The organism is bacterium (assembly GCA_035529855.1).
In the GTDB taxonomy this organism is placed as follows: Bacteria; RBG-13-66-14; B26-G2; order WVWN01; family WVWN01; genus WVWN01.
Map to the genome: position 1 here is coordinate 16,775 of DATKVX010000064.1, position 15,196 is coordinate 31,970.

General features: G+C 67.2%; 12 protein-coding genes. 8 read left to right on the forward strand and 4 right to left on the reverse strand.

All coding sequences use genetic code 11. The features are described 5' to 3' along the window. The first annotated feature begins 2 nt into the window (after window positions 1-2). Genes infB through VMX79_07055 form a run of 8 tightly spaced genes read left to right on the forward strand, consistent with a single transcriptional unit; the run spans window position 3 to window position 9,286 of the window. Complete coding sequence (gene infB, locus VMX79_07020) at window positions 3-2,477, forward strand: translation initiation factor IF-2 (protein ID HUV86848.1); 2,475 nt, start codon at window positions 3-5, stop codon at window positions 2,475-2,477. Beyond that, window positions 2,474-2,779, forward strand: coding sequence for a DUF503 domain-containing protein (locus VMX79_07025; GenBank protein ID HUV86849.1), 306 nt, complete (start codon window positions 2,474-2,476; stop codon window positions 2,777-2,779). The genes infB and VMX79_07025 overlap by 4 nt, the downstream gene beginning before the upstream one ends. A gap of 36 nt (window positions 2,780-2,815) precedes the next feature. Further along, complete coding sequence (gene rbfA / locus VMX79_07030) at window positions 2,816-3,199, forward strand: 30S ribosome-binding factor RbfA (protein HUV86850.1); 384 nt, start codon at window positions 2,816-2,818, stop codon at window positions 3,197-3,199. After that, window positions 3,159-4,130 (forward strand): DHH family phosphoesterase, encoded by a 972-nt coding sequence (locus VMX79_07035; GenBank protein ID HUV86851.1) that lies wholly within the window; start codon window positions 3,159-3,161, stop codon window positions 4,128-4,130. The genes rbfA and VMX79_07035 overlap by 41 nt, the downstream gene beginning before the upstream one ends. Continuing rightward, on the forward strand, window positions 4,112-5,032 hold the full coding sequence (truB, locus tag VMX79_07040) for a tRNA pseudouridine(55) synthase TruB (GenBank protein HUV86852.1): 921 nt from the start codon (window positions 4,112-4,114) through the stop codon (window positions 5,030-5,032). Before VMX79_07035 ends, truB begins: the two co-directional genes overlap by 19 nt. Then, complete coding sequence (locus VMX79_07045; GenBank protein HUV86853.1) at window positions 5,033-5,941, forward strand: PHP domain-containing protein; 909 nt, start codon at window positions 5,033-5,035, stop codon at window positions 5,939-5,941. Continuing rightward, window positions 5,938-8,367 carry a M20/M25/M40 family metallo-hydrolase gene (locus tag VMX79_07050; GenBank protein HUV86854.1) on the forward strand — a complete coding sequence of 810 codons (2,430 nt, stop codon included), beginning with the start codon at window positions 5,938-5,940 and terminating at the stop codon, window positions 8,365-8,367. The genes VMX79_07045 and VMX79_07050 overlap by 4 nt, the downstream gene beginning before the upstream one ends. Then, entirely contained in the window at window positions 8,357-9,286 is a 930-nt protein-coding gene (locus VMX79_07055) for a hypothetical protein (protein HUV86855.1), read from the forward strand. The genes VMX79_07050 and VMX79_07055 overlap by 11 nt, the downstream gene beginning before the upstream one ends. 48 nt (window positions 9,287-9,334) lie before the next feature. On the opposite strand, the gene VMX79_07060 is transcribed toward VMX79_07055, so the two are convergent. The 4 genes from VMX79_07060 to secA form a co-directional block, all read right to left on the reverse strand. Next, a complete protein-coding gene (locus VMX79_07060) occupies window positions 9,335-10,129 on the reverse strand; it encodes a WecB/TagA/CpsF family glycosyltransferase (protein ID HUV86856.1) in 795 nt (264 codons plus the stop codon). A 7-nt stretch (window positions 10,130-10,136) separates the two neighbouring features. After that, a complete protein-coding gene (locus VMX79_07065; protein ID HUV86857.1) occupies window positions 10,137-10,808 on the reverse strand; it encodes a glycosyltransferase family 2 protein in 672 nt (223 codons plus the stop codon). Between the two features lie 10 nt (window positions 10,809-10,818). Next, window positions 10,819-11,901, reverse strand: coding sequence for a hypothetical protein (locus VMX79_07070; GenBank protein HUV86858.1), 1,083 nt, complete (start codon window positions 11,899-11,901; stop codon window positions 10,819-10,821). A gap of 87 nt (window positions 11,902-11,988) precedes the next feature. Then, on the reverse strand, window positions 11,989-15,195 hold the full coding sequence (gene secA / locus VMX79_07075) for a preprotein translocase subunit SecA (protein ID HUV86859.1): 3,207 nt from the start codon (window positions 15,193-15,195) through the stop codon (window positions 11,989-11,991). Between the last annotated feature and the right edge of the window lies 1 nt (window position 15,196).

Consider the following 15,196-nt stretch of genomic DNA (forward strand, 5'->3'; position numbering starts at 1 on the left):
CTTTGGCCGCCAAAAGAAGGGTCCACGAAATAGCCAAATCGTTGGACCGGACCAGTAAAGAGCTGATCGAAGTACTGCGGCAGATCGGCGTCGAAGTTAAAGCCGCCAACAGCGTAGTCCCGCCGGAAGACGAGGCTAAGTTGCGCGCGTACTTATTCGGCATAAAGGACCGTGATCCCGAGGAACAACCGCTCGTTATTCCCGAAATGGCGAAACCCGCGTCGGGGAAAGTGCGCCTCCGTAAAAAAGCGCCGCGTAAGAAGGAAGAAGAACCGGTGGCCGTAGAAGCCCAGGCGGAGGCGGTCGGAGTCGTGGAGGCGCCGGAGGCCGGGGTAGCCGAAGTTGCCGCGGAAGAACCGGTTGAAAAGGAAGTTAAGGCTGCAGCGGCGGTCGAAGAGCCATCGGCCCAAGGCCCCGCGGAGGAGAAACCGGCGGCCACAGCCGTCGCGGAGGGCGAGGCCGGCGTCGACGAAAAGGCTAAGGCCGCCAAGGTTAAGAAAGCTCCCCGTCCGGAGAAAGCCGACGCCGTGGTAAAAGTCCAGGAGGAGATATTGGATGACCGCGGCGCGGCGGTGTCGCCGGAAGCGTTGCGGCGGCTCGCGAAGGCGGAACGGATGGTGCGCCCCCCCGCGCGCCGGGGCCCCCGCGGCCGTACCGACAGGGGAGGCCGGGTGAAGAGAGGCGTGCCGGAACGCTCGCGCGCGTACGGCCGTAGGGGTACGGCCGCATCGAAGGCGGCGCCTAAAGTCGCTCCTAAAAAGAAGGTGTGCCTACGAGAAGAAAAGACGCTGGGCGAGCTGGCGTTCGCGCTCGACGTCTCCACGGAGAAGGTCGGAGAGTCCTTCCGCGCTAAAGGCCGCCGTGACCTTAACCCGTTGAGTATTTTGAGCGTCGACGAACAAGCGGAGGTCGCGCGCGAATCGGGGTTCGACGTCGACGCCCAGGCCGTGGAGCCGAAGCTCGTGCCGCGCCGGCCCGTCGTGGCCGTATTGGGCCACGTCGACCACGGCAAGACGACGCTCCTAGACGCCATCCGGAAGACCAACGTAGTAGCCACGGAGTCGGGCGGCATCACTCAGCACGTCGGCGCTTCCATAGTGGACAGCCGCTTCGGCGACGTCGTCTTCATAGATACCCCGGGCCACGAAATATTCACCCAGATGCGTGCGCGCGGCGCCCGGGTTACGGACGTCGCCGTCTTGGTGGTCGCAGCCGACGACGGCGTCATGCCCCAGACGCTGGAGTCTATAAGCCACGCCAAGGCCGCCCACGTCCCCGTCGTCGTTGCCATTACCAAGATGGACAAGGCGGAGGCGGACCCGCTTCGCGTTAAACGCGGCCTGGCCGACCATGGCGTCACAACGGAGGACTGGGGGGGAGAAGTGCTCTCGGTCGAGGTCTCCTCGCTTCGGGGCGAGGGTTTGGAAAAGCTGTTGGAAGCCATTTCGCTTCAATCGGAGATCATGGAGCTTAAGGGCGACCTCAACGCCCGGACGAGGGGTGTAGTCATCGAGTCGACGCTCGACCGGGGCCGCGGCGTCGTCATTACCGTCCTGGTCCAGCAGGGAATCCTCAAGGTGGGCGACGCGTTCGTCGTGGGCCGTTGGGCGGGCCGCGTGCGGGCGATGTTCGACGCCGTCGGCAAGAAGGTCAAGGAGACCGGCCCCTCCACGCCGGTTTCGATACTCGGCGCGGAGGGCGTTCCGGAAGCCGGGGACGTACTGGTCGGCATGCCGGACGACAAGGTAGCGCGCAGCCTGGCCGCGCTCCTGGCCGCCGAGGCCGAGCCCGAAGTAGCGCCCGAGCCGGCGTTCTCTTTAGATGAATGGTATCGCCAGCTCGAAGGCGGCGGCAAGTCGGAGTTGAACCTGGTCGTTAAGGCGGACGTGGCCGGCTCGGCGGAGGCGCTGGTGGAGCACCTGAGCGGGTTGGGGAACGAAGAAGTAAGCCCCAAAATCCTGCACTCCGGCGTGGGGGCCGTGAACGAAACCGACGTGTTGTTGGCGAGTACTTCGCAAGCGGTGTTGGTGGCGTACCGCGTCGGCGTGGAGGCGAAGGCGAGAAAACTAGCCCAACGCGAGGGCGTCGAGGTCCGCCGTTACGACGTCATCTACGAGACCATCGAGGACGTGCGGGCGGCGCTGGAGGGTTTGCTCGAGCCCGATATTGTTACCGAGGTCGTGGGCAACGCGGAGGTACGTCAGGTGTTCGACGTCTCGAGCTCGGTACGCGTCGCCGGCAGCATGGTAACCAGTGGCCGCGTCTTCCGCGGCGCCCGGGCCCGCGTATTACGCGAGGGCGAAGTCGTGCACGAGGGGACCGTCTTGTCGTTGCGTCGTTTCCGCGACGACACTAAAGAGGTTCAGCAAGGTTTGGAGTGCGGCATCGTAGTGAGCGGTTTTGCGGAGGTGGCCGAGGGCGACATCATCGAGGTACTGGAGGAGCGTAAGATAACGCGTCGCCTCGACGCCAAATGACAAAAGAGAAGCGGCCTTATCTGGCGTTGTTGACCGTTACCGTCCGCCTGGAAGGTACTAGGAGCTTGAAGGAAAAGCGGATGGTAGTCCGTAGCCTGAAGGACGTCATGCGTGCGCGCTTCGGTGCCGCCGTGGCCGAAGTAGACGGCCTGGACGATAAGACGCGGGCCGTCGTCGCGTTGGCCGGCCTGGCGACGGCGCGCCGCCGGGCGGACGCCTTGCTCGCCAAATTCGAGAACCACCTTGAGCGCCGGTTCGGCGACCTTGACCTGACGCTCGAGGGGCGAGTAGTGGAGCTTTAGCGCGGCCCCGGAACCGCCGTCGGAGCAGTGGTTTGAATGCAAGAAGGATTCCGCATAGCCCGGGTGGAGCGTTTGGTCAAGAAAGAGGTCGCCGACGTTCTGGCCTCCCAGGTCGTGGAACCCGCGGCGCGAGACGTGACCGTGCTCTGGGCCAAGGTTTCGAGAGACCTGCAATTCGCCGACGTTTACGTCAGCGTCTACGGCGACGAGGAACAGGTGTCGCGAGGTCTGGAAGCGCTGGCGCGGTGTCGCGCGTTCGTGCAGAAGCAGATCGGCGGCCGCGTCCGGTTGCGGCGCACCCCCCACATCCGCTTCCGACTCGATGAAGAGTATCGGGCGGCGGCGCGCGTCTTCGAGATCCTCAAGGAATTGGAAGCCGATGAATTTCCCGGCGGCGGCGAAGATAGCGGCGGCGGTTAAGGCCGCGCCGCGGCTCGTGCTCGCCACCCACGCCGAGCCCGACGGCGACGCCGTGGCCAGCGTATTGGCGTTCGCCCACACGCTGCGTTCCCTCGGCGGCGACGCGACCCCCTGGCCTTTGGAGGCCGTTCCCCGCCGCTACGCCTTTCTCCCCGGATTCGACGAGCTGACATCGACCGCGCCGCCCGTCTGGCGCGACGGCGACGTAGTCGTCGCGCTCGACAGCGCCGACGTAACCCGCCTGCCGGAACCGGTGGCGGCGTTCGGCCGCGACGGCGGCGTCGTTATCAATATCGACCATCACGCTTCCAACCCTGGCTTCGGCGCGGTGAACTGGGTCGAGCCCGCGGCCCCCGCGGCCGCGGCGCAGGTGTGGGTCGTCCTCCGCGAGCTGACGGCGGAGCTCCCCGACGCCGCGGCGCTGTGTCTGTACGTCGGCCTCGTCACCGACACCGGCAACTTCACCTATACCAACACCAACGCCTGGGCGTTCGACATGGCGGCGGACCTCGTAGCCCGCGGCGTCTCGCCCGCCGACGTAGAGGGCGAGCTCTATCGGCGGTACCCGGCGGCCTATATGAACCTCCTGGGCGCGGCGCTGGCCGGAATGAAGCGCCGGAACGGCATCGTGTACGTAACGGTAACGCGCGAGGCGCTGGCCCGCGCCGGCGCGAAGGTCGAGAACACCGAGGGGATAGTCGACTATACCCGCCGCGTCGACGGCAGCCGGGTGGGCATCCTCTTCCGCGAAGAGGAGGGCGGCGTAAGGATATCGTTCCGCGCCGCGGAGGAGATAGACGTCAGCGGCCTTGCTCTCGCCCGGGGCGGCGGCGGCCACGCCGCCGCGGCCGGCTGCTTCGTCGAAGGTTCGATGGCCGAAGTTCAAGAGGCCGTGCTGGCGGAGGTGGAAGAGTGGCTGCGCCGACAATAGGCGGCCTCGTAAACGTGAACAAAAACCGCGGGCCGACGTCCCACGACGTCGTCGACGTGGCGCGGCGCGCGCTCGGCACCAGGCGCGTGGGCCACGCCGGAACGCTCGACCCGGCGGCGCACGGCGTTCTCCTTATCCTGTTCGGCCGCGTTACGCGGCTTGCGCGTTTCTTCGGCGGTTATAAAAAACAGTACCGCGCCATCGTAAAGCTAGGCGCGGAGACGTCGACCGGCGACGACGAGGGCGAGGTACTATATAAGAGGGGAGTCCCCGCCGACGCGTACGACGCGCTGGCCGCGGTGGCACGTTCGTTCGTGGGCGAAATCGCGCAGGAAGTGCCGGCGTTCTCGGCGGTCAAGCGCGGCGGCGAACCGCTCTACCGAAAGGCGCGCCGCGGCGAGGACGTGGTCGCGCCCACGCGAGCGGTTACCGTGTACCGCCTCGACGTCGAGAGCGTGGAGCCGCCGACTTTCACCGCCTTCGTCGAGTGCGGCGGCGGCACGTACGTACGCGCGCTCGCCCGGGATATAGGCCGCAAGTTGGGCGTAGGCGGTTACCTCGTCGACCTGACGCGCCTCGCCGTGGGGTCGTTCGCCCTCGCGGACGCGCTTCCCCAGGACCGCCTCGCGAGCGCGGCCCCGGACGAAATATTCGCGGCGCCGCATTTCACGGCCGCCGCGGAGTTGTTGCCGGAGTTGGCGGCGGCGGGGCTTTCCTCGGCCCAGGTGGCGGACGTAGTGCACGGTCGCTTCGTACCGGCGCCGGGGAACGTACGCCCGGGCGACGCGGTTCGCCTGCTGGCTCCGGACGGCGGCCTTGTCGGCATCGGCGTCGCCGCGGAAGGAGGCCGCGTCAAACCGGACGCGGTTCTGGTAAAACCCGACGAGTTGGGTGGAGGTTAAATGCGACCGAAGCGACTCGTAGATTTACACCTCCACAGCTCGTTCTCCAGCGACGGCCAATATACGCCGGCGGAGCTGGTCCGCATGGCCGCGGAGAAGGGGTTGGCCGCTGTCGCCCTTACGGACCACGACGACGTCGGCGGCCTGCCGGAGTTTATGGCCGCCGGCGCCGCGAGCGCGGTGGAAACCATCCCGGGCGTAGAGCTGACCTGCGACCTGGGCCGGCGTTGGGTGCACATCCTCGGGTATTTCATCGATTGGGAAGCGGACGCTATAACCGGGGCCATAGCCGCGTTGACCGCCGCCAGGCGGCGGCAGGCCGCGGGCCGGCTGGCGATTTTAAGGAAGCTGGGCATAGTCGTCGACGACGAGAAGCTCGCGCGGGAGGCGCGGGGCCAACCGCCGGTAGGGCCGGTCATAGGCCGCGTGGTGTTGAACGACCGGGGTAACGACGGCCACCCGCAGCTCGAGCCGCTGCGCCGGCCCCCCAAGGCTGCGGCCCCCTACTTCCACTTCGATCGCGACCTCTTGTCCCACGGCAAGCCGGCCTACTTCCCGGTGGCGCGGATGTCGCCGGCCGAGGCGGTCGAGGTTATTCGGGCGTCGGGCGGCGCCGCCGTCTTCGCGCACCCGGGCGACAAGTTCCGCCTGCCGGAGGACGAACCGGTCTTCGCGGAATTGGCCGCGGCCGGGATGGCCGGTATCGAGGCCTATTGTTCGTATCACGACGACGAGCAGGGGCGGGCGTTCGCGGCGCTGGCGCGTCGTCTGGGGCTCGTTGCCACCGCCGGCTCGGACTTCCACGGCCCGCTGGTCAAACCCCACGTCGAGATGGGAGACGTGAGCCATAACGACTACGCCGTCGTCGACGCCCTCCGGAGCCGCCGCCCGGCGGAAGCGGTCCGATGAGGCGCCTCGCGGGAGCGTTGCTGGTTATGGCGGCCGCGGCCGGTGCGGCGAACGGCCCGCTGGTGGCCGCGGCCGCGGACCCGTCGGCCTTGCAGTTTAACCAAAAGGTCGACCTGTATTACCTGGGCCGCGTGGGCCGGGTGCACCTGTTCTGCGGCGCGGCGGCCGGGGCGGTGGGCGACACGGTGCTGCCGCTCGCGGCCGGCCGCTTCTACTACCGCGTCGAGGGCACCCCGGCGGAGGCGCTCGCGCCGTTCGGCGAGGTCTTGCTCGAGGACGGCGGCGAAATCCTGTTGGGCCGGCAATACGGCTTCGTTTACGACAAGCCGATGAAGTCGCTTAACGCGCCGTGGCGACTCCTCGTTCCGACGCACGTAGCGGAACCCGCAGCCCGGCCGGCGCCGCCGCTGCCCGCAGCCGACGGTCGCATTCAATACCTGCTTAGCCGCATAAGAACCGAAGACATCAAAGAGGAGCTCGGCGCGTTGACGGCGTTCCCCACGCGGTATTCCTTTTCGCCATACATGGAGAAGGCCGCGGCTTTCCTCCACGACCGCCTTTCCTCCTACGGCCTGGCGCCGCGCTACGACGTCTTCATTACGGCCCACGACCTCGACTCATGCTTCTTCCTCCCCGGCACGAAGCGGGGGTGGGTGGTCGGGGCTTCGGGGCTCATCTTGCGCACCGACGACGGCGGCTCGAGCTGGGTCATACAGAAGAGCGGTACCGAAGAGGAACTGGTCGACGTCTTCTTCGTCGACCAAACGTACGGGTGGATAGTAGGCGCGAACGGGACCGTCCTCAAGACCGCGGACGGCGGCTCGAGCTGGCGCCGCATGCCCAAGCCGACCGACCGCCACCTCACCGGCGTCCACTTCGTAAGCCGGCTCGAGGGCTGGGCCTGTGGCACGGGGGGCGTTATCCTGCACACCGACGACGGCGGCTCAAGCTGGGAGCGGCAGCCGAGCGGCATCAGCGATACCCTCTTCGAGATCCAGTTTCTCGACGACCGGTGCGGTTACGCCGTGGGGTGGCACGGCGAGGTCCGGCGGACCGACGACGGCGGCGCGACGTGGGTACGGCGCCGGACGCCCTTCTCGGACCCGCAGTCGCCGGCGGAGGTCGTCGAGCTGACGGGCCTAAGCTTCATATCGCGGGACGAAGGTTGGGTGGTCGGCAACCATTACGACGTCATCCTGCACACCGACGACGGCGGCTCGAGCTGGGAGGTGCAGCGGTACGACGTCGCGAACGGCACGTATCTGGGCGCGGTCCATTTCTTCGACGACATGACGGGCGTGGCGGTAGGCGGCGGCGAGAAGGGCGCGGCGTTCCGGACGACGGACGGCGGCGCGAGCTGGCGCAAGGTCGACATACCCGCCGACTTCCCCCTTACCGGGATATCCTTCGCCTCGACGAGCGAGGGTTGGGCGTGCGGCTACGGCTCGTGCGTCGACTACACCGCGGACGGGGGCTCGAGCTGGCTCAACTTACGCGACAACTTGCCCGAGGAACTCGGTTGGAAGAACGTCGTGTGCGACGTCCCGGGCCGTCGGGAACCGGACGAGCAGTACCTCGTTGTCGCTCACTACGACAGCATCTCGGACGAGCCGCAACGTCTGGCCCCCGGCGCGGACGACAACGGCTCGGGAACGGTAGCGGCGCTCGCGGTGGCGCGGGCGCTGGCGACCTCCCGCCTAGAGCGCACGGTTCGGATTATACTTTTCGCCGGCGAAGAGCAGGGCCTGGTGGGCAGCCGCGATTACGCGCGGCGCGTCAAAAGCCGGGGCGACGACGTCCGCGCGGTGTGGAACATGGACATGGTGGGGTACGTCGGCGACGGCCCCCGCGACGCGCGGTTGTATTACAAAGACGACTCGAGGTGGATGTATGAGGCCGGGGCGCGCGCGAGCCGGCTGTACGTGCCGGAGCTGATGCTCGCCGGCGAGAACAACCCGTTCAAAGCCAACAGCGACCACTACTCCTTCTGGCAGCAGGGCTACGCCGCCGCGTACCTCAACGAGGACTCGAGCGGCGGCGGGTATCCCCACTACCACAAGACTACCGATACGATGGACCACCTGGACCTGCCGTTCGTCGCCGCGAACGCGCGGCTGGCCGCCGCGACCGTGGCGGGATGGGCGGGCTTGATGGACGAAGGGCCGGCGCTGTCGCTGGACGCGGTCCGCGTTTACCCCAACCCCTACAAACCGTCGGCGTCGTCGGCGCGGGGCGTCACGTTCGACAACGTACCCTCGGAGGCCGCGATAAGCGTCTACAACCTCGCCGGCGACCGCGTGGCCGAGGGAAGGCCCGACTCGGGCGGCGTATGGGCGTGGGGCGCGGACGTGGCATCGGGGGTTTACCTATACGTTATGGAGCGCGACGGGGAGAAGCGTGTGGGGAAGGTCGCGATTGTTAAATAAGGACAGGCGGGACGCTATAGCGGTATTCGACGTCGGCACCAACACGGTCCTGTACTTACTTATGTCCCGCGGCGCCGACGGCGAGTTGGCCGTCGAAGACGAGGGGTTCGCGCCTACGCGCTTAGGCCAGGGCCTGGCTTCGGGCGAACCGTCGGCGGCCGCCGTAGAGCGGACCGTGGGGGCGTTGGCGTCCTTCGTGCAGCGGGCCGAAGGAAAGGGTCCGAACGAGCTTCGGGTCGTGGGCACGGAAGTGCTTCGGCGGGAGCGGTGGCGTAACGCTTTCGCGCGAGCGCTCCAAGCGCACCTCGGGTTGCCTATCGACGTGCTCACGCCGCGCGAGGAGGGAGAGTTGACGCTGTTGGCGGCGCGGCGCAGTTTGATGCTAAACGATGGGCCGGTGACGGTGGTGGACGTAGGGGGCGGTAGCGCCCAACTGGCGCGCGAGGCCGGCGGCGGCCCCCCGGCGGTAGCGAGTTACGCCGTGGGCTGCGTTCTGGTTACGGAAAGGTTCTTCGGCGGGGCGCGAACGCCCGAGGCGTGGGAAGCGGCGCGGAACTACGTACGGGGTACGTTGGTCGACGTAAAGGCCTCGGCGGGCGACGTCGTTTTAACCGGCGGCACGGCGACGACCGCGGCTACGCTTAAGTTGGCGCTGCCGGCGTACGACGGGGCGCGGGTTCACGGTTACGCCTTATCGGCCGCTACCCTCGCGGCCATCGGCAAGGGGGTTTTCTTTATGCCGCTGTCGAAGCGGCGCCGGTTGGCCGGCATGCCCGCGGGTCGGGCCGACGTCTTCCCGGCGGGCGTACTGGCCGCTGCGGAGTTCTTGGATAAGCTCGGCGCCGACAATGCCGTCGTCTCCGCGCAGGGGGTCCGCTACGGCGTGGCTTACCGTTATTTCGAGGACGAGGAACGGTAGGCGGTGTTCGCGGCGGGTTAAGGAAGCGGTAGCGGGAGGGTATTTAAGTTAATCGGCTTTCGGCGGCGCCGCGGCCTTCCGGCCGCGGAATTTTTCTCTCAATACGTAGGAGACGAAACGCGAGTCGACGAAGAGGTAGCGGCGCCAAAGCCGGCGGGGTTCTTGCGAAAGTCGGAAGAACCACTCCAGGCCGGCGCGTTGCATCCAACGCGGCGCGCGTTTTACGGTCCCGGCGGCGAAGTCGAAGGCGGCGCCCACGCCGATGGCGGCCGGGACGCCGAGCCGGTCGCGCACGGCGTCGAGCCACAGCTCCTGCTTGGGCGCGCCGAACGCGACGAAGAGTACGTCCGGCTTCGCCTCGCGGATGCGCCGCAACGTCTCTTCGTCATCGGCCAACTCCTTCCACGGCATTACCCGCGGCGAGTACGTACCGACGACGTTGAGGCCGGGGTAACGTTCCGTTAGGACGCCGGCGGCCTTCTCCGCCACCCCCGGCGCGGCCCCCAGGTAGAAGCATCGGTATCCCGTGGTTGCCGCGCGTTCCGCCAGCGCCCCGAACAGGTCCGCGCCGGCGACGCGCTCCTTCACCGGCGTCCCCAAAAAGGCCAAAGCCCACTTCACCGGCACGCTGTCGCACGTCACGAGGTCGGCGCGCCGGTACGCTTCCCGGAACGCGGCGTCCTTGCGTAAGAGCATAAGGTGGTCGACGTTGGCCGTGACGATCACGCGGGGCGAGCCGTCCGCGACGAAGCCGTCGACGATGTCCAACGTCTCGGCCACGGAGACGTTGTGGATCGCCGTATCCATGATGGGGAAGCGCTCGAGCTCCAACGCAGCTGTCACGGTTTTACTATCGCTCCAACCTCTCGGCCAGGTCCGCGACGACGACGCGGAAGAAGCGGTACGTGTCCACCAGCACGTTTATCTTGCTCCTCTCGTCGCCGTAGATGGTGGACACGGGGACGTGGCCTATCCTGGCGCCGGCGCGGGCAGCCTTGAGCAGCATCTCGGACTCCAGGTCGAACCCGCGGCGTACGAGCGGGAGCCCCTCGAGCGCGGCCAGTCGGAGCGCCCGGTAGCCGGTCTGGCTGTCTCGCACCATCCGGCCTGCCAACATCGAAATCACCGCGGAGGTGAAGGTGTTGGAGAATACCCGCTGCGGTGGCATGCCGCGCACGTCTTTCATACGGGTTCCAATGACGACGTCGGCGCCCCGCGCGAGCGCCGCCAGCATAGCCGGTATGGCTGCGGCGTCGTGTTGGCCGTCGGCGTCGAGCGTTACCGCGGCGTCGAAGCCGCGCCGCCGCGCTTCCGCCAGGCCCGCGAGCAGCGCCGCGCCTTTGCCTCGGTTGGGCTCGAGCCTGACGACCGTCGCGCCGGCTCGAGCCGCTTCCGCGCCCGTACCGTCCGGCGAACCGTCGTCGACGACGAGAACGTCCGCCAGGTAATTTCTCACGCCGGCGACAACTTTGCCCACCCGGCCCTCCTCGCGGTAGGCCGGGATAACCGCTATGGCCTTCACCCCTCTGATTTCACAAATATAATATAACAACCGGATAGAGCGATATCAATATAATGAGCGCCGCCGCGGTACGATGAAGCAGCGGCGCCGGTTCACGCCGACGGCGGCCTATCCCCGCGAGCGCTATCGTAATAATAACGGCTAACGCCAATATCAGCAGGCTGAGCGGCGCGAAGTGCATATTGCCGTTTACGAACAGCGTCGCCAGGACCGCCGCCGCTCCCAGCGCCCCCGTCCAGGGGCGCAGCGCGTTTTGCCCTCCGGGCCGCCACAGCTCGCCGGTTACCGCGCCTACCAGGACCGCCGCGGGCAGCGCGGCCAGAAGCCACCGCGTCGGCTCGAGCGCCATCGGCGCGTAGCCGCGCAGCGATGTCGGCGTAAAGTTAAACGCCGCCAGCGTGAAGACGAGCAGGCCGGCGTAGAAGAGCGCGCCGCTCGAGCGTCGCTTAATAAAATAAATCGCCGCCGCGAGCGCGACGACGACGGCGAAGCCGAAGCCCGGCGAGTCCCAGCAGAGCATGGCCGCGGCGCCGGCGACGAGCCTTTTTATCAGCAGCGCCGTCTCCGGGTAGAATTGCGACGGCGTCGCCGGCGTTCCTCGCAGGTGGGCGAAGAGCTGCCCGACGCGGAGGTACTCCAGGGTCGCGGCCGCGGCGACCACCGGCGCGAAACCGGCCAACCACGCGAATGCCCGGGGGCCGGCGCCGTTTCTGCGGAACGCTCGGTATATGGAGAATAAAGAGTAGAACGCGACGAGCGCGAGCGCGCTGGAGCTAAAGGCCGCGGCCACGCCCACCAACGCTCCCGCCCACAGCAGGTCCGAGACGTACCCGCGGCGGCCCGCGCCTTCGGCGAAGAAGTACAGCGAGAACGCCGCGGCGCCGGCGGCGTACGTTACCGGCGGATAAAATACCGCGGCGACGATGGAGGCGGGCAACACGGCCCAGACAAAAGCCGCGGCCCCGCCGGCGAGCGGCCCGGCCAAGCGGAGGCCGAGCGCCGCCAGCGCGAACGTCGTGACGGCGCCGGAGACGACGGAAGGCCACGGTATCGGCGCTCCCAGGCGCCAGGCGTACGCCAGCCGCAGCGCCAAAGCGAGGACCGCGACGGCCCAGGCGGCGGCTGCGAAAGTAAACGTAGCGCGGTTGTCGGGGGGATTTTCGATGGCTTCAGGGGGCGGCTAATCTTGGGCGCCGGCGCCGCAGCATTTTTTATATTTCTTGCCGGAGCCGCACGGACACGGGTCGTTGCGGCCTATCTTCGGGCCCTTGCGCACTATCGTTTGCGCCTGCGGCCCTTCCGGCGCGTTGGCGTAGGCTTCGCGCGGTTTGCGGGCGCGCGCCGCCAGCGCCTCCATTTCGGGGTGGAGGGTGCGGACTTGCGCCGGCTGCGGCGTCGGCGCCTCCCGGCCTATGTGCACGCGGAAGATCTTGGAGACCGTCTCCTCGTCGACGCGCCCCAGCAGCCCCTCGAACATGTCGTACGCTTCGCGTTTGTACTCCACCAACGGGTCGAGCTGGCCGTAGGAACGGAGCGTGATGCCCTCGCGCAGCTCGTCCATCTCGGTGAGGTGGTCCTGCCAGTTCTCGTCGAGGGTGGTGAGCATGACGAAGCGCTCGAGTTGGCGCAGCAGCTCCGCGCCGTACGCCTCCTCGCGGCGGTCGTACGCCTCGGCCACGGCCTCCATCACATACTCTACTATGGCGTCCGGCTCGCCCAACGCCGCCATTTTATCGACGGTTACCTCGGCCGGGAAGCGCGCCCGCACCCACGACGCGATCGTGCCGTAGTCCCAGTTCTCGGCCGTCAAGTCCGCGGGCGCGGTCTCGGCGACTACGTCCTCGAGCTGGTAGCGTATGAGCTCGAATATGTCGTCGCGTAGGTTCTCGTTGTAGAGGATCTGGTTGCGCAGCTGGTACACGATCTGGCGCTGGCGGTTCATGACGTTGTCGTACTCCAGGACGCGCTTGCGAATGGAGAAGTTCTGCTCCTCGACGCGCTTCTGCGCGCGCTCGATATTCTTGGTGATCATCGGGTGCTCGATGGGCTCGCCTTCCTCCAGGCCCAGCCGCGTCAGGATGCCGGCGATGCGGTCCGAGCCGAAGAGGCGCATGAGGTCGTCCTCCAGCGAGAGGAAGAACCGGCTCGAGCCCGGGTCGCCCTGGCGGCCGGCGCGGCCCCGCAGCTGGCGGTCGATGCGCCGCGCCTCGTGGCGCTCGGTACCGACGATGTGCAGGCCGCAGGGGACGTCGTCGCGGCAGGTCTTGGCCCACTCCGGGTGGTCCGGTTGGTAGTCGCCCGGGCCGTACAAGAGCGCGCAATTTTCGCACTGGACGATTTCCCGGGCGAGCTTGATGTCGGTGCCGCGGCCCGCCATGTTGGTGGCGATGGTGGCGGCGCCCGCCTGGCCCGCGCCCATAACGATTTCGGCCTCGCGCTGGTGATGCTTGGCGTTGAGGACGTTGTGCGGGACGTTGCGGCGCTTGAGCAGGCGCGAGATGGTCTCGGAGACGTCCACCGAGACCGTACCCACCAGCACCGGCCGGCCGGCCTCGTGCATCCGCATGATCTCTTCGATGATGGCGTTATACTTCTCGCGCTTGGTGCGGAAGATGACGTCCTCGTAGTCGATGCGGCGCACCGGCTCGTTGGTGGGGATGACCATGACGTCGAGCTTGTAGATGTCGAAGAACTCCTGGGCCTCGGTCTCCGCGGTGCCGGTCATGCCGGCGAGTTTCTTGTACATGCGGAAGTAGTTCTGGATGGTGATGGTGGCGAGCGTCATGGTCTCGCGCTCGATCTCTACTTCCTCTTTGGCCTCCAGCGCCTGGTGCAGGCCGTCGGAGTAGCGCCGCGAGGGCATAAGGCGGCCGGTGAACTGGTCGACGATGACGACGCGGTTTTCCTTGACGACGTACTCCACGTCCTTCTCGAATAGTAAATACGCCCGCAGGAGTTGGCTTATGTTGTGGAGTTTTTCGTTCTTCTCCTCGTACTCGACGCGCAGCTCCTCGCGCAGCGCCTCCTTCTCCTCCTCGGAGGTGTCCTCGTCGCCCTCTATCTCGGAGAGGCGGGTCTCGATGTCGGGCAGCTCGAACAGCGCCGGGTCCGACGGCGAGAGGAACTCGCGGCCTTGCTCGGACAGCTCGACGGCGTGGCCCTTCTCGTCCAGCGAGAAGTAGAGCTCCTCGGCGAGCTCGGGCATCTTCTTATCGCGCATTATTTCCATCTCGACGCGCTGGACCTCTTTCTTGAGCTTCGGGTCCTCGAAGAGCTTGAGCACGCGCCGGTTCTTGGGGTTGGACTTCCTGACCTTGAGGAGGTCGTAGTACGCGTCGCCGTCGTCGCCCTCCTCCAGCGCCGCCTCGGCCTCGTCCATCAGCTCCGCCGACAGCGCGAGCTGCTTGCGCACCAGCCGCTCCACCAGCGGCTTGAACTCGTTGTACTTGTGGGCGTAGTCCTTGCGCGAAGGCCCCGAGATGATGAGCGGCGTGCGGGCCTCGTCGATGAGGACGCTGTCCACCTCGTCGACGATGGCGAAGGCGTGGCCTCGCTGGACCTGCTCCTCGGCGCGCAGCGCCACGCCGTTGTCGCGCAGGTAGTCGAAGCCGAACTCGGAGTTGGTGCCGTAGGTGACGTCCTTGTCGTACTGCTCGCGCCGGTCCTTGGGGTACATGCCGGACTGGATGCAACCCATGGTGACGCCGAGGTATTCGAGCAGGTGGCCCACCCACTCCGCGTCGCGGCGCGCGAGGTAGTCGTTGACGGTGATGAGGTGGCAGCCGTCGCCGGCCAGTGCGTTGAGGTACAGCGGCAGCGTCGCGACCAGCGTCTTGCCCTCGCCGGTGGCCATCTCGGCGATGCGGCCGTGGTGCAGCGCTATGCCGCCGACGAGCTGGACGTCGAAGTGGACCATGTCCCACGTCGTCTCGTGGCCCGAGACCTCCCACTTCTGGCCCAGGAGCCGGCGCGCGCCCTCCTTCACGGTGGCGAACGCCTCGGCCAGCAGTTCCTCCAGCTTCTCGTCGCGCCGCGCCCAGGCGTCCTTGCCGAATTGCTCGGCCTTGACGCGCCGGTCCTCCGGCGCCATCTCCCGCGGCAGGTGGCGCTCCAGCATGTCCTCCCACAGCGGCACCGGGGCGGCCAGGTACTCGTCGACGTGCGCCTCGGCCTCCTCCTCGCCCAGATAACTCGGCAGGCTTTTGCGCAGGAAGTCCTCGCGGTCGGCGCGGAAATCCTCGCGGAAGCGGTCCGTCCGCGCGAGGAACTCCTCCTCCGGTACGTCCCGCAGCGATTCGTAGACGGCGTTTATCTCGTCGACGCGCGGCATCATCTTCTTGATGTCGCGCGCGTACTTGGTCCCGAATATTTTGGAGAGGATGCCCATT

What these genes read in the sequence shown, in the direction of transcription:
- VMX79_07025 (HUV86849.1), top strand. Translation starts at nt 2,474, where the DNA reads ATGACAAAAGAGAAGCGGCCTTATCTGGCGTTGTTGACCGTTACCGTC.
- rbfA (HUV86850.1), top strand. Translation starts at nt 2,816, where the DNA reads ATGCAAGAAGGATTCCGCATAGCCCGGGTGGAGCGTTTGGTCAAGAAA.
- VMX79_07035 (HUV86851.1), top strand. Translation starts at nt 3,159, where the DNA reads ATGAATTTCCCGGCGGCGGCGAAGATAGCGGCGGCGGTTAAGGCCGCG.
- VMX79_07045 (HUV86853.1), top strand. Translation starts at nt 5,033, where the DNA reads ATGCGACCGAAGCGACTCGTAGATTTACACCTCCACAGCTCGTTCTCC.
- VMX79_07050 (HUV86854.1), top strand. Translation starts at nt 5,938, where the DNA reads ATGAGGCGCCTCGCGGGAGCGTTGCTGGTTATGGCGGCCGCGGCCGGT.
- secA (HUV86859.1), bottom strand. Translation starts at nt 15,195, where the DNA reads ATGGGCATCCTCTCCAAAATATTCGGGACCAAGTACGCGCGCGACATC.